The following is a 24081-nucleotide window of genomic DNA, read 5'->3' as shown; positions in this document are numbered from 1 at the left end:
GGCTATCGGCGCCGCATCCGCCGACCGCGGGGGCTTGACGACACGTGACACCACCGGTCAGCCGCGCGCGATCACGGGCAGGGCGGCGGCGACGATCGCGAGCCACGCGCCCCCCAGCATCCACGGGCCGAACGGGATGGCCGACGTGGCACGGGCGCGCCGCGTGAGCAGCAGCAGCACCCCGTAGAACCCCCCGAGCAGGAACCCCGCGAGCGCACCGATCCACACGCTCTCCCAGCCCAGGAATCCGAGGTAGGCGCCGATCACCCCCGCGAGCTTGACGTCGCCCCCGCCCATGGCCGCCGGCCGCAGCATCCGCAGCACGAGATAGAACGCGAACAACGCCGCAGCGCCCCCGAGCGTCGGGATGAGGCGCGCGGGAACGCCGGACGCCAGAGCAGAGGCGGGAAGCAGCACCCCGGCCGCCGCGTACCCCGGCAGCACGTACCGGTTCGGAAGGCGGTGCGTGCGTGCATCGACGACGGCAAGAGTCACCGATTGCACCGCGAAGCACCCGTACGCGATCAGCGCGAACACGACGCCAACGCCGGCGGCGATGGTCATGTCACCCGTCGAGGATCTCGAGCGCGACGGAAACCGGCCCGCCGTCGACGAGCGATTCGGCCTCGCGCACCGCACGCTTGAGGGGAAGCGAATACGTTCCTGACGAGCCGGGGAAGATCGATGTGCGCCACGTCGTCGTACCGACCGTGGCCTCGACCCGGACTGCTCCGAAACCGCGAGCGAAGGGCTCCATCACCTCCCGGATGTCGCCACTGAGCTCTTCGGGCACCTCAGCGAAGTACCAGGCCGCGTCTTCCCGGGCGCTCCATCGGAACACCTCGGCCTCGAACTCGACGTGCACCCCTTACCTCCTTCGCTCAGCCACGTCGTCGCCGCGGTCCGGCCACCGGATGCCCGCGGCATCGAGCGGCTGCGCGGCGTCGTCATGGCGTGCGCGATGCCAGGGCGATCCGGCCGGCCAGGTGGCTGCGAACGTGGGGATGACGCGCCACACCCGCCGCAACAGGGCCGACGGCCGCGCGAACGGGCGGGCAGACACGGGCATGCGCAGGTCGGGGTCGTACCGGACTCCGTCGCTGGGCCGCAGGTGGATCGTCAGGTCGAGGTCGTCGTGGATCTTCGGGTTGGTACGGTCGACCTGGTCGCGGATGCGGTTCCAGACGGCCGACCGCATGGCGAAGTTCGACCCGAAGACGAGCGGGATGCCGAGCCACTGCCGCACCCAGAAGGTGCCGCCGCCGACGTACCAGTGGTCGCCGAGGTAGCGGACGAGGGGCGTCGAGCCGTAGAACTCCGACCCGCCGGTGAGCACCCCCAGCGCGGGGTCGGCCACGAAGGCCTGAACGATCCGCGAGATCCAGTCCGGATGGGGGCGGGAGTCAGCATCCAGTCGAGCGATCAAGTCGAAGCCCAGGGCCTCGTCGTATCCGCGAGCCGCCGCCGGCCAGATGCCCACCATCGGTTCGGTGACGACCCGGGCCCCATACCGCCGCGCGACGGCGGCGGAGTCGTCGGCGCTGTCGTTGTCGACGACGATGACCTCATCGGGCTGGCGGGACTGCGCGGCGAGCGCCCGCAGGCACTCCTCGAGGAAGGGCGCATCGTTGCGGCATGGGATGACCACCGCGATACGAGGAACCAATGACACGCGGCCCACGCTACTCGCGCGTGTTCACCACCGGGCGCGCCCTGCACAATGGTCGGGCCGGGCGTGCGCGTCAGCGGATGACGACCGGGGTTCCGACGGGCAACTGGCCGAGCCGATCAATCGCCTCCGGTCCCAGCCGCAGGCAGCCGTTGGAGATCGCGCCGGTCCGGGCGTCGTGATAGTGGAACGCCGTCACCGCGACGGGCGCGCCCCCGAACCCGTCGAGGGTCGGTGACTGCGCCGCGAGATAGACCAGCGGATGACCCCGGGTATACGTCAGCGACGGTTCGGTGCGCACCATCATCACGAACGAGCGGCCGAGCGGGGTGGGCGTTGCCTCGGTGCCCCACGCGTAGTCGTCGGCGATGCGTTCGCGTGTGCCATCAGGGGTGACGATGTCGATGGTGCGGGCCGCCAGATCGACCTCTACCGTCGCTCCCGCGGTCGACAGCTCCACGTCCTGCGCGCGCACCCATCCAGTGAGCTGCGCGGGGTTCCCCGCCGACGGCAGCGCCGCGCGACCGGTGAGGAGCACGTGCAGCCAGTGCTCCTGTCGTTCGATCACGGGCACCGTGGTGCCGTCGTAATAGTGATCGCGAGGCAGGGCGGCGACCGGCTCCCCCGTGGGGTCGGCGAACACGGGGATCCGCTCGGCCGTCGCCCGCGCCAGGTCGCCGGTCAGAGCGCCGTAGGGGTCGGCATCAACGGGGAGAGCGGGGATGACGGCGTAGACGTCGACCTGCGGCAATTGGTCGAGCGGGTACGACGCCGTGTTCGCCGGAAACCCGCTGGGAGTGGGAGATGCCGTGGGGATCGGAGAGGGCGTGTCCGCACGAATCGCGGTCGCGGCCGGCGCTGCGGCGCCGCCGCGATCGGCGAGCGCCCACACCGCGATGCCGCCGGCGGCCACCAGCACGGCAGCGACGGCCATGGCAATCCATCGGGCGGCGGGCCGCGCCGGCCGGGGGGAATCGGTCACCACCCCATCGTCCGTCCCCGCCGTGCGCGGGGCAAGCGCGGGCGCGTCACTCGGGAGAGATGGTCAGCCGTGAGATACGTCCGCCCGACAGCGAGAACGTCATCGGCCCCGTTCCGTTGTATCCGTCGCCGGCGACCGTGAGGGTCACCACGAAGGTGTCGGCGGCCGCACCGGGCTCGATCCCGACGAGGTCGAAGTGGGAGCGCTTGCCGATATTGTCCGTGCGATTCCATTCGGCGATCTCGCCCCGCCCGCGGTAAACCCTCCGCCAATCGCTGAGGACCGCGTCATCCGTGAACGCGGCGAGGAATCCCTCGTCGTCGCCGGCGTTGGTGGCGTCGATGAAGGCGGCGATGGCTGCGGGAAGCGGCGTGACGGTCATGACAAGTCCTTCCGGCGAATCGGGCTGCCCACAGCGTGCCCCCTCACCGCGCGCTCAGCAACCGCCTCCCCACCACGCTGTCGACTCCGGCCGCGACGAGCACGGCGAGAACGTACACGATCAGGTCCCGTCCGTCGAAGACGGTCCCGAGGAGAAGCGTGACGGGCGCGAACGCGCCGCCCCACTGCAGAGGCAGTCCGGTCAGCTGGAAGAGCTCGACGGCCGCGCACCATCCACCGGCGGTGATCGCGACGACCGCCGGGGCGAGACGCGGGGCGAGCAGCGCGACGCCGGCATACGCGGCGAGCGCGTAGAGCGCATCGCCCGCGATGTCGCTCGCGGCGATGTCGGGCGCGAGCGCATGGACACTCAGGCCCGCACCGACTGCAGCAAGGAGGGAGAGGGCGGCAGCCGTCCGCCGGAGGCGCGAGGAGGTCGACACCCTGCCATCCTGCGTCACGGGCGGTAGCGTCCCCGTGTGGGGTTTTCCGTGTGGGGGTTGCTTGTCAGCCTGGCCGTGCTCGCCCCGAACCTGCTTCTGCTGCGGTTCCCGCCTCGCGACGGCTATCCGGATGCCCGTGTCCCACGCGTGCTGGTGATTCTCGAGCGGAGCGGCCAGGCCCTGTGCGTGACGGTGCCGGCGATCACCGAGCCCGGGCCGCTGAGATGGGGATGGTCCGCGGCCGTGGCGGGAGGCGTTCTCCTGTACGGGGGCCTCTGGGCGCGGTACCTGAGAACGGGATGCCGCGTACGCGTGCTCTACGCGCCGTTCGCCGGCATACCGGTGCCGATGGCGATCGCGCCCGTCGTGGTGTTCCTGGCGACGGCGGCATGGGTCGCCAACCCCTGGATCGCGGGATCCGCGGTCCTCCTCGGGATCGGCCACATCCCTGCGTCCCTCATGCGGGCGCGCTCCCTTCCTGTCCTTCCGGACAGGGCGGACTGATCCCCCGGCCGGGGCGGCCGGATGCGTAAACGCGGAGGCTGGGGTCATGAGCGAAAACAACATGACCCCCACCCCAGCCGCGCCGCCCGAGCGACGCCGCCTGCCCCGCGGACGCGTTGCCCTCGCGAGCACAGCGGCGGCCGTACTGGTCGTCGGCGCACTCGCCTTCGGCGCCGCCGCGCGCAGCACCAGCGTCGACACCGAGCGCGAAGAGCTGGAGCAGCGCCTCCAGTCGATCGTCGATGCCGGATACCCCGCCGCACAGGCATCGATCACGCATCCGGACGGCTCGAGCATCGAGGTGCTCGTCGGTGACGGCGACCTCTCCTCCGACCGCGAGACCGCGGAAGACGGCGAGATCCGTGTCGGCAGCAACACCAAGATGTTCGTCGCGACGATCGTCATGCAGCTCGTCGAGGAGGGCCTGGTGTCCCTCGACGAACCGATCGACACGTACCTTCCCGGAGTCGTCGCCGGCGAAGGCATCGATGGCACGGCCATCACCGTCCATCACCTCTTGCAGCACACCGCCGGCCTGGCCGAGAACGCCGAGGAGTTCGCCCTGGACGCCTTCGCGACGCAGGAACTGTACGTGTCGGCTCGTGACATGGTGGACATCGGCCTCTCCCAGCCTGCCAACTTCGCTCCCGGCGAGCGCTTCGACTACAGCAACACGAACTACTTCGTCCTCGGCCTTCTCATCGAGCGCGTCACCGAGCGCGCACTGTGGGAGCAGATCGATGAGCGGATCGTGCAACCGCTGAACCTCGAGCACACGTATCTCCCCGGCCCTGCCGAGCGCGAGCTGCGCGGTGAGCACATCGAGGGCTATCACGCCGAATTCCCGGAGGACCTGCGGGAGATCACCGACCTCGACACGTCGACGGCATGGTCGGCGGGTGCGCTGGTGTCCACCCCGACCGAGTTGAACCTCTTCATGCAGGCACTGCTGCGCGGTGACCTCGTCAACGAGGACAGCCTGTCACTCATGCAGCAGACGGTGCCCGCCGGCGACCCCTTCCATGAGGACAATGCCTATGGCCTCGGCCTGCAGAGCTTCTCGCTCGAAGATGGCGGCCTGGCCTGGGGACACGGCGGCGACATTCAGGGGATGCAGACGCGCAACGCCGTGGCCCCCGACGGCACGGCCGTCACGATCGCCGTGAACGCACTCCCCTGGGCGATCGCCGATCCGGCAGCGGAAGAGCCCCTGCTGGAGAAGTACCAGGTGATCTTCGATGCCCTGGACGAGACGCTGGAAGATCAGTGATCCCGACCGACGGAAAGACGGGTGCCGGCGCGAGTACGCGCCGGCACCCGTCGTGGTTGACTCTGTCCATGCCCGTGCCCGCGACGCCCGCGCCCGCGTCGGGCTGGCGGGCCGCCATCGCGCCCGTGATCATCCTCGCGGTGGCGATCGGATACGTCGGTGTGGACTTCGCCGGCAGCTTCGATGACCCGGTGATCTCTCCCGTCCCGCCGGTCGCCCACGCCGGGATGGTGGCGCTGCAAGCCCTCGCTCTCGTGCTCCGCGGCCGTTTCCCCGTCACCGCCCTCGCCGCCGTCGTCGCCCTGGATGCGCTGATCCTCGGCACCAGCGGCGGTGAGCTGGGGATCGGGGCGCTCGCCGTCCTGTTCGCGACGTACGCGGCGTGGCGGCGCTCATCGTTCCCCGCCGCGCTCGTTCCGGTGGGAATCGCCGCGGCGGCGACCGTCGCGGCGGGTGCGGTCTCCATGGGCATCGCCGGGATGCCCGTCGCGGCGATCCTGATCGCGAGCGTGTCGAGGGTCGTCATCCTCTACGCGTTGCCCGTCGCGGCGGCGGAATACGCCCGGAACCGTGAGCAGCTCGCTTTCGCCCAGCGGGAAAGGGCGGTGCTGGTCGAGCGCGAGCGGCGGGAAAGCGCCGAGCGTGCTCTGCGCAGCGAGCGGACCGCCCTCGCGCGCGAGCTCCACGACGTCGCCGGACACCACCTGTCGGGCATCATCGTCTCGGCACAGGCCGCTTCGGCGCTGACCCGCACCGATCCCGAACGCGCCCGGCAGATGCTGGCCGCGGTGCAGGTCGACGCCCGCACCGCCCTCACCGATCTGCGCCGCACCGTCGGGCTCCTGCGCGACGATGATGCGGCCGGGGCAGGACCCCAGGTGCCCTCCGCACCACCGTCACTCTCCCGCATCCCTGCCCTGGTCGCCCAGGCGCGGGAGTCGGGCCGAATCGTGGACCTGGTCGTCGAAGGCGAGCTGCCTCCGCTGGGGGCGCTCGCCGAGACGGCCGCTTACCGGATGGTGCAGGAATCGCTCGCGAACGCCGCACGGCACGCCCCCGGCGCCGCATCCGAAGTACGGGTCGACGTCGATACGGACACGGTGCGCCTTCTCGTGCGGAACGAGCCCAGCGGGTGGGTGCCACGGAGGGAAGCCGCCGTACGCACGGACGGGTACGGCCTGGCGGGGATGCGCGAGCGCGCGCAGCTCATCGGGGCGCGACTGACGACGGGTGTCCAGCCCGACGGCGGTTGGGCCAACGAACTCGTGATCCCGCGATCACGAGAAGGGAACGCTGAATGATCCGCGTACTGATCGCCGACGACCAGTCCATCGTGCGCGCGGGACTCTCCGTCATCATCGGCGCCGAAGATGACCTCGAGGTCGTGGGCGAAGCCGCGGACGGTGCGGAGGCCATCGCGCTGGCGCGTGCGCTGCATCCCGATGTCGTGTGCATGGACATCCGGATGCCGGGAACCGACGGGATCGCCGCGACCCGCGCGATCACCAGCGACCCCGCGCTCTCGACAGATGTGCTGATCCTCACCACCTTCGACATCGACGAAGACGTCTTCGCCGCGCTGGAGGCGGGCGCGGCGGGGTTCCTGTTGAAGGGGGCGGACGAGGCGACGCTGCTCGGCGCCATCCGCTCCGTGGCCGCGGGCGACGGCACGCTCGACCAGCGGCTGACCCGCCGCATCCTGCAGGAGTTCACCCAGAGACGGCCGGGCGATGCGCATCGCACCGGCGCAGCTTCGACGGTGCCGCTGACCGAACGCGAACTCGACGTCCTGCGGCTGCTGGCCGAGGGGCTGTCGAATGCGGAGATCGCCCAGCGGCTGTTCGTCGAGACGACGACCGTGAAGTACCACCTCGCCCAGATCTTGCAGAAGACGGGCGCCCGCGATCGCCTGCAGGCCGTGTTGTGGGGCATCCGCACGGGCGTCGTCCCGATCGCCTGACGGCCCGGTGCGGGGCTCTCTCGAAGGGAAATCGCGATCCGACGGGGAACCGGCCGGCTCGTGGATCCGGAAGGGTCTTCAGGACAGGATGCCGGCAGCCCGAGCGGGTTCGGCGTATGCCGTTGCCAGCGTTGCGACGGTGTCGTGCGCGTTCAGGCCGCTCGGGTGCGGGACGACCCACGTCGGGACACCGGCGATCTCGTTGCTTTGCCGCCCCACCGCCGCGCGGGGGTATCCGAACGCCTGTCGGTAGGCCGTCACACCCAAGACCGCGACCACGTGCGGCTGCCACCGCCGCACATCGCCCGCCACACGCTCCGCGCCCTCCCGCAGTTCCTCCCGCGTCAGCTCGTCGGCGCGGGAAGTGGCCCGGCGGACGAGGGCCGAGATCCCGATTCCGGCGTCCAGGATCATCCGGCGATCCTCGTCCCGCAACGGCTCCGAGAATGCAGGGAGCCGGGGCAGGATGCCCGCGGCCACCAGCGCCGGGTAGAACCGATTTCCGGGATGGGCGAACGGCGTTCCCGTCGCCGCGGTCCACAGGCTCGGGTTGATGCCCACGAAGAGGAGCTTGGGCTTCTCCGGCACCAGATCCGGGATGGTGGCACCCCGGAACGACTCCAGTTCGGCGCGAGTGAACCCCATGTCACCAGTGCGGGTGGATGTCCGCCCGCAGGCGCTCGTCGTACACGCGGTGTACGGCCGCGTCGAACCCGCTGAGATCCACGTCGGACAGCACGGCCGCCGCATCCGCGTTCTTCTCCGCCTGTGCGACGCTGCTGGCCCCCGGGATGACGCTCGTGACGCCGGGCTGGGAAGCGATCCACGCGAGGGTGGCGGCCGGGAGGGACACCCCCTCGGGGAGCGCCTGGGTCAGTTCGGCCACTGCGGCAAGGCCGACCTCGAAATCGACGCCCGAGAAGGTCTCGCCGCGGTCGAACGCCTCACCATGCCGGTTGAAGGCGCGGTGATCGTCGGCCGCGAACGTCGTGTCGGCGGTGTACTTGCCCGACAGCAGACCGGACGCCAGCGGCACCCGAGCGAAGATCGCCACTCCGGCCGCGCGGGCGGCGGGGAGCACCTCATCCAGCGGCTTCAACCGGAACGGGTTGAAGATGATCTGGACGTTCGTCACGTTCGGCCGCGCGATGGCGGCGAGGGCCTGCGCCGTCGTCTCCACCGAGACGCCGTAGGCGGCGATGGTGCCGTCGGCCACGAGCGCGTCCAGCGCGTCGTACGTCGCGTCGCTCTCGATCACCTCGGTGGGCGGGCAGTGCAGCTGCACGAGGTCGAGGGTGTCCGTGCCCAGGTTGTGCCGGGAACGGTCCGCCCACGCGCGGAAGTTCCCCGGCGTGTAGTTCTCCGGCGTCTGCTCCACCCGGCGTCCGAACTTGGTCGCGACGAAGACGTCCGCTCCGGGATGCTCCGCGAGGTAGGCCCCGATGAACCTCTCGCTGCGTCCATCCCCGTACACATCCGCGGTATCGAACAGGGTCATGCCGCGATCCGCCGCCGTGGTGAGGATGGCGCGGGCTGCATCATCGGTGATCTCACCCCAGTCGGCCCCGAGTTGCCAGGTGCCCAGGCCGATGACCGAAACGGTGCGGCCGGTGCGGCCGAGATCACGCTGCTCCATGGTGTTCGTTCCTTCCGGCGCCGGAAGCTGCCCGGGCCGACTACGACAATGCCACGGATCCCGTCGCGACGGCACCGGCCCCGGGGCCGGACATCTCACCGTGCCCGCGCCGGGTATCTGGTCGCGTCAGCGCCGCCACAACCGCGCTGATGCCTCGGCCGCTGCGCGGTCGTGGATCTCCTGCCAGTTGCGGCCTCCCCGGGCGAACGCGACACGAACGCGCCGGGGAACATCCTCCTCGGAAACCGGGGCGTCCAGCCAGGAGCAGCGTCGGACGTGAACGAGGTCGACGCGCGCTGCGTCGGCGCTGCCGTCGTAACGCCAGGGTCCTTCGAGGTGCCCGAGCCAGAAGAGCCCGTCGACGTCCCGGGTCCACACGAAGGCGCCATCGGGGACAGCAGCGAATCGCTCGAGGCGGCGCGCCATCCGCTCATCGTGGTGGGCAGCCAGGCCGGCGGTCGCCTCCCCGAGCGACCGCGGCTGCGACGCCAGGATCCCACCGAGGCCGCACAGACCTTCCGAAAGGGCGCGCTCCACCGCTGCACCGTCCGGCACGTCGTCGTTCCGCGACCGCATCGGAGCGCGGAACGCGCGGGGGAACTCGGTCACGCATGTCATCCTCCCAGGCCCCGGTCTGCCGCGCCCGAGACGCCGGCGCAGAGCGGCACCCACTCACCCGCAGCCGACGGCGAACGTACGCGCCCGTTTGGGCATCCCCGCTCCCCGGCATCGAGCTCGGGTGTACGGCTGGTAACGTTCCCCAAGCCCCGGGGCACTCAGCCGCGGGGTCCGATCGCCCGGAGTCACATGATGAGCGAGCCCACGAGCCACCCCGGCGACTCCCCCCGGCGCCCGACCGTCAAAGAGGTCGCCCAGCACGCCGGCGTGAGCCCGATGACGGTGTCTCGCACCCTCGGCGGCGGCACCAACGTGCGACCCGACGTCCAGGCGCGCGTGTGGGCAGCCGTGGAGCAGCTCGGCTATCACCGGAACGAGAACGCACGCAGCATCCGGCCCGGACAATCCAGCGGTCTTATCGGCGTCGCGATCACGAACATCGCGAACCCGTACTACAGCACGTTCGCGTTGGGCGTCGAGGAGCAGGCCGCGGGCACGGGCCGGCGCATCCTTCTCGGTAACACCTCGGAGGACGGCGACCGCGAACGCCAGTTGATCAATGACTTCCTGGGCCGCCGAGTCGACGGGCTCATCGTCGTCCCGGCCAGCGGCGACCACGAGCACCTCGAACGAGCAGTCGCGCAGGGCCTACCCGTCGTACTGGCCTCCCGCCGCGCGGACGGGTTCGCGGTCGACAGCGTCGTCCTCGACGACGAGGGCGGCGCGTACCGCGGCACGCTCGCCCTGCTCGATGCGGGACATACGCGCCTCGCCTACCTCGGCAACGCCCGCTCGATGTTCACCGGACGCCGGCGGTACGTCGGATTCGAGCAGGCGCACCGCGACCGCGGCGTCCCGATCGACCCCGAACTGATCGGCCCGGGGCAGCAGGACGTCGCGCAGGCCCGGGAGGCGATGCGGACCCTCCTCGAGCTCGCCCATCCCCCGACGGCAGTGTTCTGTGCCAACAACCGCAACGCGATCGGCGCCGTGGAAGAGATCGGCCGTCAGATCCGTGACCTGGGCCGGTCTGCGGCGGAGCTGCCGGAGGTGATGAGCTTCGACGATTTCGAGCTCTCGGCCCTCATGCCGGTGCCGGTGAGCGTCATCGGCCACGACGCACGTGAGCTCGGTCGTGAGGCAGCGCGCCTGCTGCTCGCCCGTCTCGACGGCGCGGGCAACGACCCGGTGCGCGAGGTTCAGATGCCCGTCACTCTCACGCGGCGTAGCCGATAGGTCTCCCGAATCGGGCATTGACCCCCGCGAGGCGCGTTGGTAACGTTACCAGCCAAGCGACGACACGAGGAGGTGGGCCGTGCAGCTGTGCATAGACTTCGGCGGCACCGAGATCAAGACGGGGATACTGCGCGACGGCACCCCTCTCGCGGTCGACGTCCTGCCCGTCGCCGGGACTGCGGAGGATCTCGTCCGAGCCGCCGCGGCGGCTGACGGGCTCATCGCCCGCGTGGGCGCCGTCACCGCCGTCGGGATCGCCGTCCCTGGCGTGGTGGACCGCAGGACGGGGCGGATGCTGCACGCCAACGCCAAGTACGGCTATCTCCGGGATGGCGGCAGCGAGCCCTCCAGCGCCGGAGTGGATCTCACGGCTTGGGCACGCGAACGGTTCGGTGCGCCGGCCATCATCGAGAACGACGCCCGAGCGGCACTCGCCGGCGAGATGGCCTCGGGAGTGGCGACCGGAGAACGAGACGTTGTCCTCGTCACCCTCGGCACCGGCATCGGCACGGCCGCTGCGATGGACGGTCGCCTCCTCTGGGGCGCCCACGACCACGCCGGCATCCTGGGCGGCCACGTCACCACAGATGTGCATGCTCCGCTGTGCCCGTGCGGCAACGTCGGCTGCGGTGAGTCGCTGGCCAGCACCCGAGCGCTACGGGAAAGGCGCCCCGACCTGGCGGGCATGGATGCGCTCGTGACTCTCAGCACGACCAACGCGGCGGCATCGGCGCTCTTCCAGGAGTTCCTGCAGGTCTGGGGCGCGACGATCGTCACCCTCTGCCACATGTACGACCCCGATCTCGTGGTGCTCTCCGGCGGCGTCCTGCGTGCCGGCGCCCGCATCGCGGATCCCCTGCGCGAGCACGTCCACCGCCATCTGTGGCCGTCGTCACACCGGCCGCCCTTGGTCATCGCCATGCAGCCCGAGCTGTCCGTCCTTCGTGGCCTCGCCGTCCTTTCCGCATCCGCATCCGCGACCGCCAAGGAGATCGTCCGTTGACCGGAACCATCGGTGACATGCACAGCGGTCATACCGTCCGCGGCACCTACGACACCCAGCCGACCATCGCCCTCCCCCACGGCGAGCGCATCGTCCGGGGTGCCGACGCCTGGCTCCGCGCTGCCGCCGCTGCTGAGGATCAAGCCGCCCGCGGCAATCGCGCTCCGCGGCTCGTCGTCGACACGTATCCCGGCACCGACCTCTCTGCCCTGATCGACAGCATCCGTTCTGCGCTGCCCGCGTGGAGCGTCGTCGACGTCGAGCAGGCCGCGCGTCCGCTCGCGGTGATCGACGCCATGATCGCCGGCAATCTCACCGACGACCGTGTCTTCGGGGTGCTCAGCCACGCCGTGCTGGAGGACTTCTACGACTCTGAGGCCCTCCAGCGCCTGGATGTCGACGGAGGTCGGCCCACCGTTCTCGTCGGCTGGGGCGCCTCTCTCGTCGGCGCGGCAGACGCCACCACACCGGCCCCCACCACGATCCTCGTGGACATGGCCCGGTGGGAGCTGCAGCAGCGTCAGCGCCGCGGAGCGACCAACTGGCACTGCGACAACGCGGACGAGGACAATCTCCGCAAGTACAAACGCGGCTTCTTCGTCGAGTGGCGTGTCGCCGACCGCCACAAGCGCACCCTCTTCCCCACTGTCGACTTCGTCGTGGACGGTAACGCGATCTCGCCCTCGCATGCCCAAGACGCCCACGAGTTCGGCATGATTACGGGCGAGGCGTTCCGCGGCGCGCTGCGTGACGCGACGGCCCGGCCGTTCCGTGTCGTTCCGTTCTTCGACCCCGGCGTGTGGGGCGGTCAATGGATGAAGAGCGTCATCGGACTCGATCCATCGCAGCCGAACTACGCGTGGTGCTTCGACTGCGTGCCCGAGGAGAACTCGCTCCTCCTCCGCGAGTCAGCCCACGCCGACGGCGGCGGGGAAGGCGGCGGCAGTGTGATCGAGATCCCCGCGATGGATCTCGTTCTCTCCCAGCCCGTCGACCTCCTGGGCGAGAAGACATTCGCACGGTTCGGGGCGGAGTTCCCCATCCGCTTCGACTTCCTCGACACGATGGGCGGTGGCAACCTCAGCCTGCAGGTGCACCCGCTGACCGACTACATCCAGAACACGTTCGGCATGCATTACACGCAGGACGAAAGCTACTACCTCCTGGATGCGGGCGACGACGCGGTCGTGTACCTCGGCACCAAGGAGGGCATCGATCGAGAACGGATGCTGCGCGACCTCGAGGTCGCGCAGGGCGGCGACGCGCCGTTCCCCACCGAGGAGTACGTCAACACCTTCCCGGCGAAGAAGCACGACCACTTCGCGATCCCCGCGGGCACCATCCACTGCTCGGGCGAGAACTCGATGGTTCTCGAGATCTCGGCGACCCCGTTCATCTTCACGTTCAAGCTGTGGGATTGGGGCCGCCTCGGCCTCGACGGCATCCCGCGGCCCGTGCACCTGAAGCACGGCGCGAGGAACATCCAGTGGGACCGCGACACCGCCTGGGTGACCGACAACCTCGTGGATCAGGTGGAGGTGCTCAGCAGTGACCACGGGGTCATCGAGGAACGCACCGGGCTTCACGAGCTCGAGTTCATCGAGACCCGCCGGCATTGGTTCACCGAGCGCGCCGCCCACGACACCGCGGGCACGGTCAACGTGCTGAACCTGGTGGAGGGCGACCAGGTGCGCGTCGTCAGCCCCACCGGCGCGTTCGAGCCGTTCCTCGTGCACTATGCCGAGACGTTCATCGTCCCCGCATCCGTGGGCGCCTACGTGATCGAACGCACCGCCGACGCGCGCTCGGAGCGCTTCGCGACCCTCAAGGCCTACGTCCGCGGCACGGAACGCACGCGCGACGCCCCGTCCGAAGCGCAGACCGCAGCCGCGAACCACGACGAAACCACAAACCCCGCCGAACCCGCGGGCCACAGGCCCACTGCAGGCCGCACCGAGCCCGACGGCCCTGCTCGCACCGCACACGGCATCACCCGACCCCTGCAGCCCACCCCGCGTCCGTAAACCGCACCCGCCGCGTCCCGACCAACACCGCATCCCGCCACACACCGCACCCCGACGCACCCCACTCAGAACCACGCACCACCCGAAACCCCTCACGAACGAAGGAGTTCACATGTCCTCTCGACGAATCCTCGCCGGCTCGCTGGCGATCGTCGCTCTCGCTGGCGCCGCGCTCACCGGATGCTCCGGTGGTGGCGGCTCCTCCTCCGCCGGCGCGACGACCGGCACCCTCAACTTCGCCACGGACAAGGCCGCGTGGAAGGGCGACTTCGAGTCGCTGAACACGGTCAGCTCGGAGGAGGAAGACATCGACCTCAAGGTCACCGGCTACTCCGACGCCGACCAGTACGACGCCTTCATCAAGCAGTCGTTCCGCACCTCGAAGGCCCCGGGCCTGTTCACCTGGCACACCGGCGAGTCCCTCAAGGAGCTCGTCGATGAGGGCCTCGTGGCCGAGACGACCGACATCTGGGACAACGCCCTCGAGGAGGGCTGGGTCAGCGAGAGCCTGCGCGACTCGTACACCTTCGACGGCAAGCAGTACTGCGTGCCCATGAACATCGCCTACTGGGTCATGTTCTACAACAAGGACCTCTTCGAGCAGAACGGCGTCACCGTCCCCACGACCTGGGACGACCTGAACACGGCTGCCACGACCCTGAAGGATGCGGGAGTCACGCCCTATTACCAGACGAGCACGCTCTTCACCTTCCAGTGGTTCCAGCACCTCGTCGCCAGCACCGACCCGGAGCTCTACGAGGGGCTCTCCACCGGCGAGGTGAAGTACACCGACCCCGAGATCGTCGATGTCATGAACCTCTGGCTCGAGGAGATGGAGAACGGCTGGTTCAGTGACGCCGGCAGCTCCACAGATCCCGCCGTCGGGCTCAAGCAGGGCGACTTCGCGATGATCGACTTCGGGACGTGGTACGCCGGCAACCTCGCCGGCGCAGGCATGACGAGCGACGACTACGGCATGTTCGTCATCCCGGCTGTGAACTCCGACCTCGAGGCGACCCCGGTGGCCGTCGAGTCCGGGCCCATGTGCGTCGCCGAGAACTCATCGCAGAAGGACCTGGGCCTGGCGTACTCCGAGTGGTGGATGTCGGACACGGCGCAGAGCGCCTGGAACGACGCGCACGGCGACGTGGCGTTCAACCCGAAGGCGACGGTCTCCGACCCCGCACTCGAGGAGCTCGGCACCCAGATCTCCGGCTCCGACTACGTGCTGTACGACCGATTCTTCGAGGCCATGCCCAGCTCCGTGCTGAACGTCGCACTCGAGCAGTTCGGCGCCTTCATCGCCAACCCGGGCGACCCGATGCCGTCCCTCGAGACCATCCAGGCCGAGGCCGACACCTACTGGGCCTCGCAGGAATAATCCGCGAGGACGTCTGAAAGGTCACCGATGACGACGATCACGACGTCGAAGACGGATGCCGAAAGGCCTCTGCTGCCGACGACTGCGGAGCCGAGGCCGTCCAAGACGCCGTACCAGTGGTCCGCCCGGGGCTTCATCGCCCCGGGCGTGCTCCTGGTCGCGGTCCTCCTCTACCTCCCGCTGCTGTGGACCGTGTACCTGAGCTTCACCGAGTACAACGGTCTCGGCAGCCCGGACTGGGTGGGTCTCGACAATTACGTCGAGATGTTCTCGGATGCGGGATTCCTCGTGTCCGCCGGTAACACCCTGCTATGGGTGGTCGGCACCCTGATCGTGCCCGTCGGCATCGGGCTCGCCATCGCCCTCCTCACCTGGAACCTCGGCGGGGGCATGTGGCTCCGCCTCCCGTTCCTCATCCCCTACGCCCTGTCGGGCATCGGGGTCGGCGTCATCTGGTCGTTCATCCTCTCCTCCGGCGGGGCGCTCGACCAGGCGCTCCTCCTCGTCGGCATCACAGATCCGCCGCGGTGGCTGCTTGATTCGCCGCTCAACACGGTCGTGATGATCTTCGCGTCGGCGTGGCAGGGCGTCGGGGTGAACGCGCTGCTGTTCACCATCGGGTTGCAGTCGATCGCGAAGGAACCGCTCGAGGCCGCACGCATCGACGGCGCGGGCGGTTTCCGCCTCTTCGGCAGCATCCTGTGGCCGATGCTCCGCCCCCTCACCGCCGTCGTCGTCGGGCTCTCGATCGTCGCGAGCCTCAAGACCTTCGACATCGTCTGGGCCATGACGAAGGGCGGTCCGGGTACCGCATCCGAGACCCTCGCGCTCACGATGTACAAGGAGACGTTCGTCAACAGCGAGTACGGGCTCGGGTCGGCGGTCGCGGTGTTCCTCACGATCGTGACTCTGCTGGCCTCCGTCATCTACCTCCGCCAGCAGCTGTCCCCGAAGCACGAGATGTGACGAGGCTCACCATGAAAAGCATCCGCTACGCCGTCCTGGTGATCCTCGGTCTCGTCTGGCTGCTGCCGGCGTACCTCCTTGTCATCAACGCGGCGAAGAACCCGCTGACGTTCACGACGAAGACCTCGTGGATCCCGACCGACTTCCACCTGTTCGAGAACATCGCCGAGGCCATGACGCTCTCGGGCCTCGGCAACAGCGTCGTCGCCACCCTCATTTACGCGATCGCGTCGCCGCTCATCGCGGTCGTCGTGGGCGCTGCCGCCGGCTTCGCGATCGTCGCGCTGCGGCTCAAGCGCGGGTTCCTGTGGTTCGTCGTGATCTTCGGCGGCACGGTGTTCCCGCTACAGATGGTGCTGCTCCCCCTCTTCGACGCGTACTCCCGAGTCGAGCTCTACGACACCCGCGTGGGCATGGTGCTCGTGTACACCGCGATCTCGATCCCCTTCGCGGCGTTCGTGATGCGGAACTTCTTCACCGGTGTTGCGCACAGCGTGTTCGAGGCGGCGGTCATCGATGGTGCCAGCACGTGGCGCATCTTCACGCGCATGTACCTCCCCATCGCCTCCAGCGCGCTGGTCGCGATTTTCATCCTTCAGGCGACGTTCGTGTGGAACGACCTGCTGCTCGGGCTCACTCTCAGCCAGTCCGACGACATCCGCCCGATCGTCACGACTCTTGCGGGCATGCAGTCCACGTACGGCGGAGCGCAGCTGTCGACGGTGCTGGCCGCGGCCGTGCTCGTCTCGCTGCCGACGGTCGTGCTGTTCCTGTGCACCCAGCGCTTCTTCGCCAAGGGCCTGGCCCTCGGCCAGTACTGAATCCCACGAAAGGATGCTCGTGCTCTCTGCCATCCCCACGGTCGACGACCTCGCGGCCGATGCCGTGACGCACCACTTCGACGACATGATCGCGCCCCAGGGGCTGACGAACTTCCTCGGCACCGTGCGCGTGGATCACGATCTGACGGCGATCAGTGCAGTGCAGTTCCCGCCGGTGTCGCAGGCTCTCACGCAAACGGCGGTGCTGTTCGTCGATGGGCGGCTGTTCGCGTCCTACGGCGTCCCGGTGACTCACACCTGGCGGCCCGACCGTGTCGTCCGTACGGCCGTCGTGCGCGGCTGGGAGATCACCACGACCACCATCGCCGTGCCGGGGCAAACCGCGGTGGCGATCGACGTGGTCGTCCGCAACACCGGCGACAATGAGCGCGGCATCCGCCTCGGGCTATCCCTCGCCGCCCGGGTGACCCGCGCCGAGGGGGCATGGCGCACCGCCGAGTCGCCGAGCGACCGCAACGATGTCGCAGCCGACGACCGGCGTCTCGTCTTCCGCTCCCACGACGACAGCGCGTGGAGCGTGCAGGGAGTCGACGTGCCTGCCTCTGCCCGCCTCAGCGGCGTCGCCGACCTTCCCGACGCGTTCGACACCGGCATCGGCGGCAACGGCCGCGGCGGCGACGTCACCGTGGAATTGACGGCACCCGCCGGCGGGACAGCGCGGTTCGGGTACGTCAACGCGAGCGGCACGTCGAAGGACGAGGCGGATGCGGCGTACCGCGCCGCGATCGCCGACGTGCCGGCCACCGTCGCGGAGACGGAGGAGTTCTGGAACGGTCAGCTCGCTGCACCCTTCACCCCGGGCAACGCCGAGTACTCCGGTCACCTGCCCACGCTCGAGACGCAGTCGCCGGTTCTCCGACGGCTGTACTGGTGGAGCATCCTCGGGGTGATCTGGTTCCGCCGCGACTTCGCCGGCAACGTGCTCGGGCGCACCTACGACACGCTCATGCCGAACTACTGGGGCACGACGACCTTCATCTGGGACTACAGCCTCAGCTCCCTCAGCCACGCGCTCCTCGACCCGGAGGAGATGCGGCGCCAGGTGTCGCAGTGGATCGGTCTGGACACCCACACCCATTTCGGCACCTCATCGTTGACGGGTGAGACCGTCGGCAATTGGTACTCCGTGAACGACTTCGCCATGACCCGGCTCGTGAACGACTACGTCCGGGTCAGCGGCGACATCGAGTTTCTCGGCGCTCGCATCGGCGAGCGCGGGGCGGTCACCGCCTCCCTGCAGTACTGGGCACAGGCCTGGCGTGATCTGCGCTCCTCCGCAGGGCTCGCCGACTATGGCGAGATCGACAACCTGCTCGAATGCGTGAGCTCCTACACGCACGAAGTGGCGAGCCTCAACGCGGCGAACGTGTGGAACCTCCGCACCGCCGCCGATCTTCTCGACCGCGCGGATGACGCAGATGCCGCGGCCGCCCTCCGCACGGAGGCGGACGCGCTGCTCCCCCGCGTGCTGGAACTGTCCCTCGAAGGGGAGGGCTTCTTCGCCGCCGGCCAGCCGGACGGCACCCGGCTGCCCGTCCGGCACTGCTACGACTTCAGCATCGTCGGCACGACCATCGCGGACGACCTTCCACCGGAGACCAAGGCCGACATGGTCGCCTTCTTCCAGCGTGAGCTGCAGACGGGCAACTGGATGCGCGCCCTCTCGCCGTGGGATCCCGACGCCAGCTACAGCCTTCGACCCGACCACCAATGGAACGGGGCCTACCCGGCCTGGCCCGCCGATGCCGGGCGCGCACTCGTGCAGCTCGGGGCGCCCGAGGTCTTGCTGGACTGGCTCGAGGGGCTCTCGCACACCGCGAACCAGGGGCCGATGGGTCAGGCGCACTTCGTCGAAGAAGCGGTGCCCGGCATAAACGGTGGCGCACGAAAGGCTCCGCCTCAACTGCCGTACATCATCGACTGGGCGTGCTCATCGTCGGGAGCCTGGTTCGAGTTGATCGTCGAAGGCGTGTTCGGTGTGCGAATCGGTCCCGACGGCGAAGTCACAGCCGGTGGATGCATCGCCGACCTCGACCCGACCGCCGCCCTCCGCGGCCTCCGCGTCGGCGGCCGCCTCATGGACATTTCCGCAGATGGCACCGTCGCAGCATCCGCGAGCTGAACCCCCCGGGAAATCCCACCGACGTCACGAAGGAGTGACCCTCATGAACAGAATCTCTCTCGCTCGCACCGGCATGATCTCCGCCGCAGCACTCATGCTGACGCTCGGACTCGCCCCCGCGGCACACGCGACCGCCGCCGACAGCGACCGCGGTCACGGCGGGGACACGTGCGCGCTCGCCACGCGCACGCTCACGGCCACCGCATCCATCAACCAGCCCCTCACGCAGCAGTTCACCGATTACGGCAACACCGGCGGTGCATGGACCGGCGGCGACAGCACGTTCTCCCTGCCCCTCAAGCACGGCGACGTCGGGTGGTTCTTTTCGGACACGTTCCTGGGCGAGGTGAATCCCGACGGCTCCCGACCCCGGGACTCGCTGTTCGTGAACAACTCCATCGTCGTGCAATCCAGGGCCGGCCTCCGTACCGTCACCGGCGGCACCCCCGGCCAGCCCGATTCACTCGTCTCGACCGGCGAAGCCAACTCCTGGTACTGGATCGGCGACCCCGCGGAGGGGCGTGGCAAGACGGTCCAGATCCCGCTGCTGCAGTTCGAAAAGACCGGGACGGGCAGCTTCGACTTCCGATGGGTCGCGAACCGACTCGCGACCCTCGACGGAAAGACGCTGCAGCTCATCGACGTCACCGACCTGCCCTCCGAGCGCGGCATCAACTGGGGCTCGTGGACGCTCCAGGAGGGCCGCACAACCTACACCTACGGGATCGAAGACGTCGCGGGCGTCCGCACCGCCTTCGTCGCCCGCACCACCTCGGGCGATGGCCTGAAGGGCGTGTGGGAGTACTGGAACGGCAGCATGTGGTCGGCGAACGAGGAGGATGCTGCCGCAATCGCAGAGAACGTGGCAAACGAGTTCAGCGTCGAGAAGTTCCGCGATGGGTACCTCATGGTGACGCACGACACGTCGGAGCTGTTCAGCACGCGGGTGGTCGCGAAAGTCGGCTGCTCCCCGACCGGTGTCTTCACCGGCGACACGGAGTTGTTCCGGACGCCCGAGACGGGCGCTGCGGGCAGCTACGGCGACCCGGACGTGTTCACCTACAACGCGCACTCGCACCCTGAGCTGACGCGCGGCGGCACCTTGCTCGTGACGTACAACGTCAACACGTTCGACAACGTCGGCGACGTCTACAACGACGCGAGCATCTACCGTCCGCGGTTCATGGACGTGCGGCTCACCGTCAGCCGCTGAGCTCTCGCGCAGGAAGTGTGAAAGGTGTCCCTGCGCGACCGGTCACTCGTGCCACCCGAGCTCGCGTCCGATGGCGTGGACAGCCGCGAGCTGTCGAGTGTTGAAGTCCACGCCGAGCTGGTTGGGAATAGTGACGAGAACGGTGTCCGCTGCGGACAGTGCCACATCGTGTCCGAGACGTTCGACGAGATCTTCGGGCTCACCGATGAATGAGGCGCCATACCGGTAGGCCGTGCCCTTGAGAACACCGATCCCCTCGTCCCGGTCGAGGCTCGTGCCGAAGTAGGCCCGGCTCTCCTCGTCTACGAGCGGAACGATGCTGCGGACGACGGTGACCCGGGGGCTCCACGACCACCCGTGCTTCCGCCAGGCATTCCGAAAACCCTCGATCTGTTCGAGTTGGAGCTCGCTGAACGGGATGCCCTTCTCATCGATGATCAGTGTCGAGCTCATGAGCCCCAACCCCTGTTCCGCCGCCCAGAGCGCCGTGTTGAGATTGCCGGCACCCCACTGAACGCGCTCATGCAGGGTCGAAGACTGTGGGCTCACCGGCAGACGGCCGGAGCCGGCGCCATGCTCCGGGTTCGGGGCGGCGATCGCCGCCCCGCGGATGGCGGCAAGCGCCTGCTTCGTGTGCTCCCGCGCCATCTCCCCGGGCTCCTGACCCGCTGCGGGAACGTGGCCGAAGTGCCGATAGCCACGGTCGGCCGCCTCGGGCGAGCCGCGTCCGACGCCGAGTTGCACACGCCCTCCGGAGAGCAGATCCAGAGACGCTGCCTGCTCGGCGAAATAGAGCGGGGACTCGTAACGCATGTCGATGACACCGGTCCCGACATCGAGCTGCCTGGTGCGTGCGGCAATGGTGGCCAGCAGCGGGAAGGGCGAGGACTGCTGTTCCGCGAAGTGGTGCACCCGGAAGTAGGCACCCCTTATGCCGATCTCCTCGGCGGCGACGGCGAGATCGACAGACTGCGAGAGCGACTCACCGGCCGATCTCACACGCGAGCCCATCCCCCGACTCCAATACCCGAACGAGAGGAATCCGATCTTCTTCACGCCACTCCTTCATTCACCCGCAACTTGATCATTCAAGTAGAACCTAGGCCGTCTAACTTGAACAATCAAGTCACCTGTGCGACATTGGCGTGGAGGGGGAAGCATGAGCCACAGGCCACCATTGAGCCACGACGAAGAGTCCGCGTGGACACAGCTGCACATCATCGCGCAGTGCCTCCCCACCGTCATGGAGCAACAACTGCGTCGCGACGCGGGTCTGGGCTACTACGAGTACGCCGTGCTCCTGACCCTGCACCGTCAACCGGACCACTCCGCGCCGATGAACGAGCTCAGCGCGATCACGGCCGGCTCTCTCTCTCGCCTCTCCCACACCATCACGCGCATGACGGAGCGCGGGCTCGTGACTCGGGAACGCCGCGGCACGAACCGGCACGTCACTCTCACCGAGGCCGGGCGCCGCACCTTCCTCGCCGCCGCGGCCGGACACATGGATCAGATCCGGGAGCAGGTGCTCGACCACATCCCTCCGGACATGCTCGCGTTGCTCGGCGAGATCCTCCGCCCCGTCGCCGAGCACCTCCGTGGGACAGTGCCGCGCGGCTGACACCGAGGCCTGGTCCACGTCTGACCAGACGGCTTCGCGGGGCCACGCAGCGTGACGAGCGCGGTCCCCTCCCGGGGGCGGAAGCCCGCGCGCTCAGGCCTCGGAGTCGGCGCCGGAACCGGACATCGCGGCAGGATTAGGGGTGGCCGAACTGCATATCCGGGAAGCCCTCCCCTCGGACGACACCTCGGTGCTGATGCTCATGACGGAGTACATGACCTGGGCGTTGGCGACGTTCGAGAGCACGTACGGGTTCTCCATGGAGGCCGCTGCGGAAGACACCCCCGCGTCGTTGCACCGCTTCCGGCGTCCCCGCGGGCTGCTCGCGCTGGCAGAGGTCGACGGAATGCCGGCCGGGGTGGGAGCTGTGCGGGCGCTGAATCCCGATGTGGTCGAGATCAAACGGATGTACGTGCGTCCCGAGTACCGCGGCGCCCACCTCGGATCTCGGGACGTGCGTCCCGAGTACCGCGGCGCCCACCTCGGATCTCGGATGCTGGATCGGCTACTCGATGGTTCCCGCGACCACTTCCAGGCGCAGATCATCCGGCTGGACAGCAACCGCTTCATGGGGGACGCACACCGACTCTACGAATGCCGCGGTTTCGTCGAGCGGGCACCGTACGACGAGACCGGCATCCCGTCCGCCCTCCGGCACCTCTGGCGGTTCTACGAGCGCTCCCCCGCGTAGGCCAAGGCGCCGCGCACCCGCATTCTCCTCGCGATCGCCCGCCCTTCATGCCGAGGCGAGGCACGAATGCCTGCAGGTCACGCGGCCGCGTCGGCGGGCGTTGCCGTCCCTCGGGGTTCGGGGATGTAGGGCGTCCAGGCGGGTTCGCGCAGGGTGGGACAGTGTTCGGGAGTCGGATGGTTCGCGATGTCGATCGCGCGGTCGAGAGCATCGCGCGCGGCGGCGAGGTCGGCCATCGCTGTGGTGATCCGGTTGCGTTCGGCCGCCATCAGCTCGAGCGCTTCGGGAGAAGCGTGCCCTGCTTCGATGCAGGGCAGGAGCTTGCGGATGGTGCGACTGGGCAGGCCTGCGGTGAAGAGCTGCTGGATCAGGCGGACGCGTTCGACGGCCGAGTCGGGGTAGGTGCGCTGGCCACTGAAGGTGCGGGCCGAGGCGAGCAGGCCTTGCTCTTCGTAGTAGCGGAGGGCTCTGGTGCTCACGCCTGCCCTCCGCGCGACCTCTCCGATGCGCACGTGCACCCTCCCTCTCATCCCGCCTCCGCGGACCGCCTCTTGACCTTGACGCCAACGTGAAGGATTAGCGTAGCCGCCGGCGCGCCGACCCCGGCCGCTGAACCGAATACGTACACAGGAGCACCGCACATGAACGTCACCCATCAGATCGCTCTCGTCACCGGCGCCAACCGCGGTATCGGCCGGCAGTTCGTTCTCGAACTGCTCGAGCGCGGGGCGAGCAAGGTCTACGCGACGGCTCGCCGGCCGGAGAGCCTCGACTTCGACGACGCCCGGGTGGTGCCGCTGCGTCTCGATCTGCTGGACCATGAGTCCATCGTCGCTGCCGCGGACGCCGCCCCGGACGTGTCCCTTCTCATCAACAACGCCGGCATCAGCACCGGTACTGCGCTCGTCACGGGCGATCTGACCATGATCCGCCGCGAGATGGACACGCACTTCTGGGGCACGCTCGCCACGATCCGCGCGTTCAGCCCGATCCTGGCGGACAACGGCGGAGGAGCGATCGTGAACATCCTCTCCGCAATGTCCTGGTTCGCCGCGCCGGGCGCAGGCGCCTACGCGGCAGGGAAGGCCGCCGCATGGAACATGACCAACGCCGTCCGCCTGGAGCTGGCCGCTCAGAAAACGCACGTCCTGGGGGTGCTCCTCGCCACAGCGGACACCGACATGATGGCCGGATACGAGGGCCCGCTGATGCACCCCCGCGAGGTGGCGCGCGCGACGCTCGACGGTCTGGCCGCGGGGTCGATCGAGGTCGTCGTCGACGACTGGACCGCCATGGTGAAGGGATCGCTCTCGGGTGACCAAGCCGCGTTCTACGCGAGGATCACCGAGCTTCTCGGCGTCTAGCCGTCTCACCGGACGGCTTCGCGGCGCCGCATCCGCGCCCGAGGCGCCGCCGAGCGGTGGCGGCCCGGGGGTGGTGGAGATCAGGCTCATATTGGGCCATGCGGCCCTAACCGGGAGCGGCCGCTCGTGAGACGCTGCACGAAGAACGAGGATTC

At 69.0% G+C, this 24081-nt stretch carries 26 protein-coding genes; 15 read left to right on the top strand and 11 right to left on the bottom strand.

The window, feature by feature from the left end:
• Positions 1-57: 57 nt before the first annotated feature.
• The 6 genes from AC4FS2_RS04200 to AC4FS2_RS04175 form a co-directional block, all read right to left on the bottom strand.
• The gene (locus AC4FS2_RS04200) at positions 58-564 is read right to left on the bottom strand and encodes a prepilin peptidase (protein WP_491153296.1); all 507 of its coding nucleotides are present in this window, start codon (positions 562-564) and stop codon (positions 58-60) included.
• 1 nt (position 565) lies between these two features.
• A complete protein-coding gene (locus AC4FS2_RS04195) occupies positions 566-865 on the bottom strand; it encodes a DUF1905 domain-containing protein (protein ID WP_491153297.1) in 300 nt (99 codons plus the stop codon).
• Between the two features lie 3 nt (positions 866-868).
• Positions 869-1672 (bottom strand): glycosyltransferase family 2 protein, encoded by an 804-nt coding sequence (locus tag AC4FS2_RS04190; RefSeq protein ID WP_491153298.1) that lies wholly within the window; start codon positions 1670-1672, stop codon positions 869-871.
• A gap of 70 nt (positions 1673-1742) precedes the next feature.
• Positions 1743-2651: a L,D-transpeptidase gene (locus AC4FS2_RS04185; RefSeq protein ID WP_491153299.1), complete on the bottom strand. Its 909-nt coding sequence runs from the start codon at positions 2649-2651 to the stop codon at positions 1743-1745.
• Between the two features lie 46 nt (positions 2652-2697).
• Positions 2698-3033, bottom strand: a complete 336-nt coding sequence (locus AC4FS2_RS04180; protein ID WP_491153300.1) for a nuclear transport factor 2 family protein — start codon at positions 3031-3033, stop codon at positions 2698-2700.
• Between the two features lie 43 nt (positions 3034-3076).
• Positions 3077-3475: a DUF2809 domain-containing protein gene (locus AC4FS2_RS04175; protein WP_491153301.1), complete on the bottom strand. Its 399-nt coding sequence runs from the start codon at positions 3473-3475 to the stop codon at positions 3077-3079.
• Positions 3476-3511: 36 nt separating this feature from the next.
• Between AC4FS2_RS04175 and AC4FS2_RS04170 the strand changes: the two genes are divergently transcribed.
• The 4 genes from AC4FS2_RS04170 (at position 3512) to AC4FS2_RS04155 (ending at position 7209) form a co-directional block, all read left to right on the top strand.
• The gene (locus AC4FS2_RS04170) at positions 3512-3979 is read left to right on the top strand and encodes a hypothetical protein (protein ID WP_491153302.1); all 468 of its coding nucleotides are present in this window, start codon (positions 3512-3514) and stop codon (positions 3977-3979) included.
• A 46-nt stretch (positions 3980-4025) separates the two neighbouring features.
• Entirely contained in the window at positions 4026-5249 is a 1224-nt protein-coding gene (locus AC4FS2_RS04165; protein ID WP_491153303.1) for a serine hydrolase domain-containing protein, read from the top strand.
• A gap of 68 nt (positions 5250-5317) precedes the next feature.
• A complete protein-coding gene (locus tag AC4FS2_RS04160; protein WP_491153304.1) occupies positions 5318-6550 on the top strand; it encodes a sensor histidine kinase in 1233 nt (410 codons plus the stop codon).
• Entirely contained in the window at positions 6547-7209 is a 663-nt protein-coding gene (locus AC4FS2_RS04155; RefSeq protein ID WP_491153305.1) for a response regulator, read from the top strand. The genes AC4FS2_RS04160 and AC4FS2_RS04155 overlap by 4 nt, the downstream gene beginning before the upstream one ends.
• Positions 7210-7287: 78 nt before the next feature.
• Here the strand turns inward: AC4FS2_RS04155 and AC4FS2_RS04150 are convergent, their stop codons facing one another.
• The 3 genes from AC4FS2_RS04150 to AC4FS2_RS04140 form a co-directional block, all read right to left on the bottom strand.
• Positions 7288-7854, bottom strand: a complete 567-nt coding sequence (locus tag AC4FS2_RS04150; protein ID WP_491153306.1) for a mismatch-specific DNA-glycosylase — start codon at positions 7852-7854, stop codon at positions 7288-7290.
• A 1-nt stretch (position 7855) separates the two neighbouring features.
• A complete protein-coding gene (locus tag AC4FS2_RS04145) occupies positions 7856-8845 on the bottom strand; it encodes an aldo/keto reductase (protein WP_491153307.1) in 990 nt (329 codons plus the stop codon).
• Positions 8846-8971: 126 nt separating this feature from the next.
• Positions 8972-9454, bottom strand: a complete 483-nt coding sequence (locus AC4FS2_RS04140) for a GAF domain-containing protein (RefSeq protein ID WP_491153308.1) — start codon at positions 9452-9454, stop codon at positions 8972-8974.
• 201 nt (positions 9455-9655) lie between these two features.
• On the opposite strand from AC4FS2_RS04140, the gene AC4FS2_RS04135 reads away from it, so the two are divergent.
• The 8 genes from AC4FS2_RS04135 to AC4FS2_RS04100 all read left to right on the top strand — a co-directional run bounded on the left by AC4FS2_RS04135 (position 9656) and on the right by AC4FS2_RS04100 (position 20250).
• On the top strand, positions 9656-10699 hold the full coding sequence (locus AC4FS2_RS04135) for a LacI family DNA-binding transcriptional regulator (RefSeq protein ID WP_491153309.1): 1044 nt from the start codon (positions 9656-9658) through the stop codon (positions 10697-10699).
• 79 nt (positions 10700-10778) lie between these two features.
• Entirely contained in the window at positions 10779-11702 is a 924-nt protein-coding gene (locus AC4FS2_RS04130) for an ROK family protein (protein WP_491153310.1), read from the top strand.
• The gene (locus tag AC4FS2_RS04125) at positions 11699-13726 is read left to right on the top strand and encodes a class I mannose-6-phosphate isomerase (protein ID WP_491153311.1); all 2028 of its coding nucleotides are present in this window, start codon (positions 11699-11701) and stop codon (positions 13724-13726) included. Before AC4FS2_RS04130 ends, AC4FS2_RS04125 begins: the two co-directional genes overlap by 4 nt.
• A 112-nt stretch (positions 13727-13838) precedes the next feature.
• Positions 13839-15107 carry an ABC transporter substrate-binding protein gene (locus AC4FS2_RS04120; protein ID WP_491153312.1) on the top strand — a complete coding sequence of 423 codons (1269 nt, stop codon included), beginning with the start codon at positions 13839-13841 and terminating at the stop codon, positions 15105-15107.
• Positions 15108-15134: 27 nt separating this feature from the next.
• A complete protein-coding gene (locus AC4FS2_RS04115; RefSeq protein WP_491153313.1) occupies positions 15135-16073 on the top strand; it encodes a carbohydrate ABC transporter permease in 939 nt (312 codons plus the stop codon).
• 11 nt (positions 16074-16084) lie between these two features.
• Positions 16085-16894, top strand: a complete 810-nt coding sequence (locus AC4FS2_RS04110) for a carbohydrate ABC transporter permease (RefSeq protein WP_491153314.1) — start codon at positions 16085-16087, stop codon at positions 16892-16894.
• Positions 16895-16913: 19 nt separating this feature from the next.
• The gene (locus AC4FS2_RS04105; protein ID WP_491153315.1) at positions 16914-19037 is read left to right on the top strand and encodes a glucosidase family protein; all 2124 of its coding nucleotides are present in this window, start codon (positions 16914-16916) and stop codon (positions 19035-19037) included.
• A gap of 43 nt (positions 19038-19080) precedes the next feature.
• Positions 19081-20250 carry a DUF5005 domain-containing protein gene (locus AC4FS2_RS04100; protein ID WP_491153316.1) on the top strand — a complete coding sequence of 390 codons (1170 nt, stop codon included), beginning with the start codon at positions 19081-19083 and terminating at the stop codon, positions 20248-20250.
• Positions 20251-20292: 42 nt separating this feature from the next.
• Here AC4FS2_RS04100 and AC4FS2_RS04095 read toward each other — a convergent pair whose 3' ends face one another.
• The gene (locus tag AC4FS2_RS04095) at positions 20293-21306 is read right to left on the bottom strand and encodes an LLM class flavin-dependent oxidoreductase (protein ID WP_491153317.1); all 1014 of its coding nucleotides are present in this window, start codon (positions 21304-21306) and stop codon (positions 20293-20295) included.
• 103 nt (positions 21307-21409) lie between these two features.
• Between AC4FS2_RS04095 and AC4FS2_RS04090 the strand changes: the two genes are divergently transcribed.
• Both AC4FS2_RS04090 and AC4FS2_RS04085 read left to right on the top strand, forming a co-directional pair.
• Positions 21410-21871, top strand: coding sequence for a MarR family winged helix-turn-helix transcriptional regulator (locus tag AC4FS2_RS04090; RefSeq protein ID WP_491153318.1), 462 nt, complete (start codon positions 21410-21412; stop codon positions 21869-21871).
• Between the two features lie 142 nt (positions 21872-22013).
• Positions 22014-22562 (top strand): GNAT family N-acetyltransferase, encoded by a 549-nt coding sequence (locus AC4FS2_RS04085; protein ID WP_491153319.1) that lies wholly within the window; start codon positions 22014-22016, stop codon positions 22560-22562.
• A gap of 77 nt (positions 22563-22639) precedes the next feature.
• Here the strand turns inward: AC4FS2_RS04085 and AC4FS2_RS04080 are convergent, their stop codons facing one another.
• Positions 22640-23092: a MerR family transcriptional regulator gene (locus AC4FS2_RS04080; protein ID WP_491176374.1), complete on the bottom strand. Its 453-nt coding sequence runs from the start codon at positions 23090-23092 to the stop codon at positions 22640-22642.
• A 111-nt stretch (positions 23093-23203) separates the two neighbouring features.
• Between AC4FS2_RS04080 and AC4FS2_RS04075 the strand changes: the two genes are divergently transcribed.
• The gene (locus AC4FS2_RS04075) at positions 23204-23926 is read left to right on the top strand and encodes an SDR family oxidoreductase (protein WP_491153321.1); all 723 of its coding nucleotides are present in this window, start codon (positions 23204-23206) and stop codon (positions 23924-23926) included.
• Positions 23927-24081 lie beyond the last annotated feature (155 nt).

This window comes from Microbacterium sp. Z10_103 (assembly GCF_058310455.1).
The sequence above is the reverse complement of the archived record's forward strand: the minus strand, read 5'-3'. Positions and strand labels throughout refer to the sequence as shown.

Coding starts and splice junctions, on each gene's coding strand:
- AC4FS2_RS04200 (WP_491153296.1), bottom strand. CDS start 564: ATGACCATCGCCGCCGGCGTTGGCGTCGTGTTCGCGCTGATCGCGTAC.
- AC4FS2_RS04160 (WP_491153304.1), top strand. CDS start 5,318: ATGCCCGTGCCCGCGACGCCCGCGCCCGCGTCGGGCTGGCGGGCCGCC.
- AC4FS2_RS04120 (WP_491153312.1), top strand. CDS start 13,839: ATGTCCTCTCGACGAATCCTCGCCGGCTCGCTGGCGATCGTCGCTCTC.
- AC4FS2_RS04145 (WP_491153307.1), bottom strand. CDS start 8,845: ATGGAGCAGCGTGATCTCGGCCGCACCGGCCGCACCGTTTCGGTCATC.
- AC4FS2_RS04080 (WP_491176374.1), bottom strand. CDS start 23,092: ATGAGAGGGAGGGTGCACGTGCGCATCGGAGAGGTCGCGCGGAGGGCA.
- AC4FS2_RS04075 (WP_491153321.1), top strand. CDS start 23,204: ATGAACGTCACCCATCAGATCGCTCTCGTCACCGGCGCCAACCGCGGT.
- AC4FS2_RS04115 (WP_491153313.1), top strand. CDS start 15,135: ATGACGACGATCACGACGTCGAAGACGGATGCCGAAAGGCCTCTGCTG.
- AC4FS2_RS04155 (WP_491153305.1), top strand. CDS start 6,547: ATGATCCGCGTACTGATCGCCGACGACCAGTCCATCGTGCGCGCGGGA.
- AC4FS2_RS04135 (WP_491153309.1), top strand. CDS start 9,656: ATGAGCGAGCCCACGAGCCACCCCGGCGACTCCCCCCGGCGCCCGACC.
- AC4FS2_RS04180 (WP_491153300.1), bottom strand. CDS start 3,033: ATGACCGTCACGCCGCTTCCCGCAGCCATCGCCGCCTTCATCGACGCC.
- AC4FS2_RS04100 (WP_491153316.1), top strand. CDS start 19,081: ATGAACAGAATCTCTCTCGCTCGCACCGGCATGATCTCCGCCGCAGCA.
- AC4FS2_RS04150 (WP_491153306.1), bottom strand. CDS start 7,854: ATGGGGTTCACTCGCGCCGAACTGGAGTCGTTCCGGGGTGCCACCATC.
- AC4FS2_RS04165 (WP_491153303.1), top strand. CDS start 4,026: ATGAGCGAAAACAACATGACCCCCACCCCAGCCGCGCCGCCCGAGCGA.
- AC4FS2_RS04110 (WP_491153314.1), top strand. CDS start 16,085: ATGAAAAGCATCCGCTACGCCGTCCTGGTGATCCTCGGTCTCGTCTGG.
- AC4FS2_RS04090 (WP_491153318.1), top strand. CDS start 21,410: ATGAGCCACAGGCCACCATTGAGCCACGACGAAGAGTCCGCGTGGACA.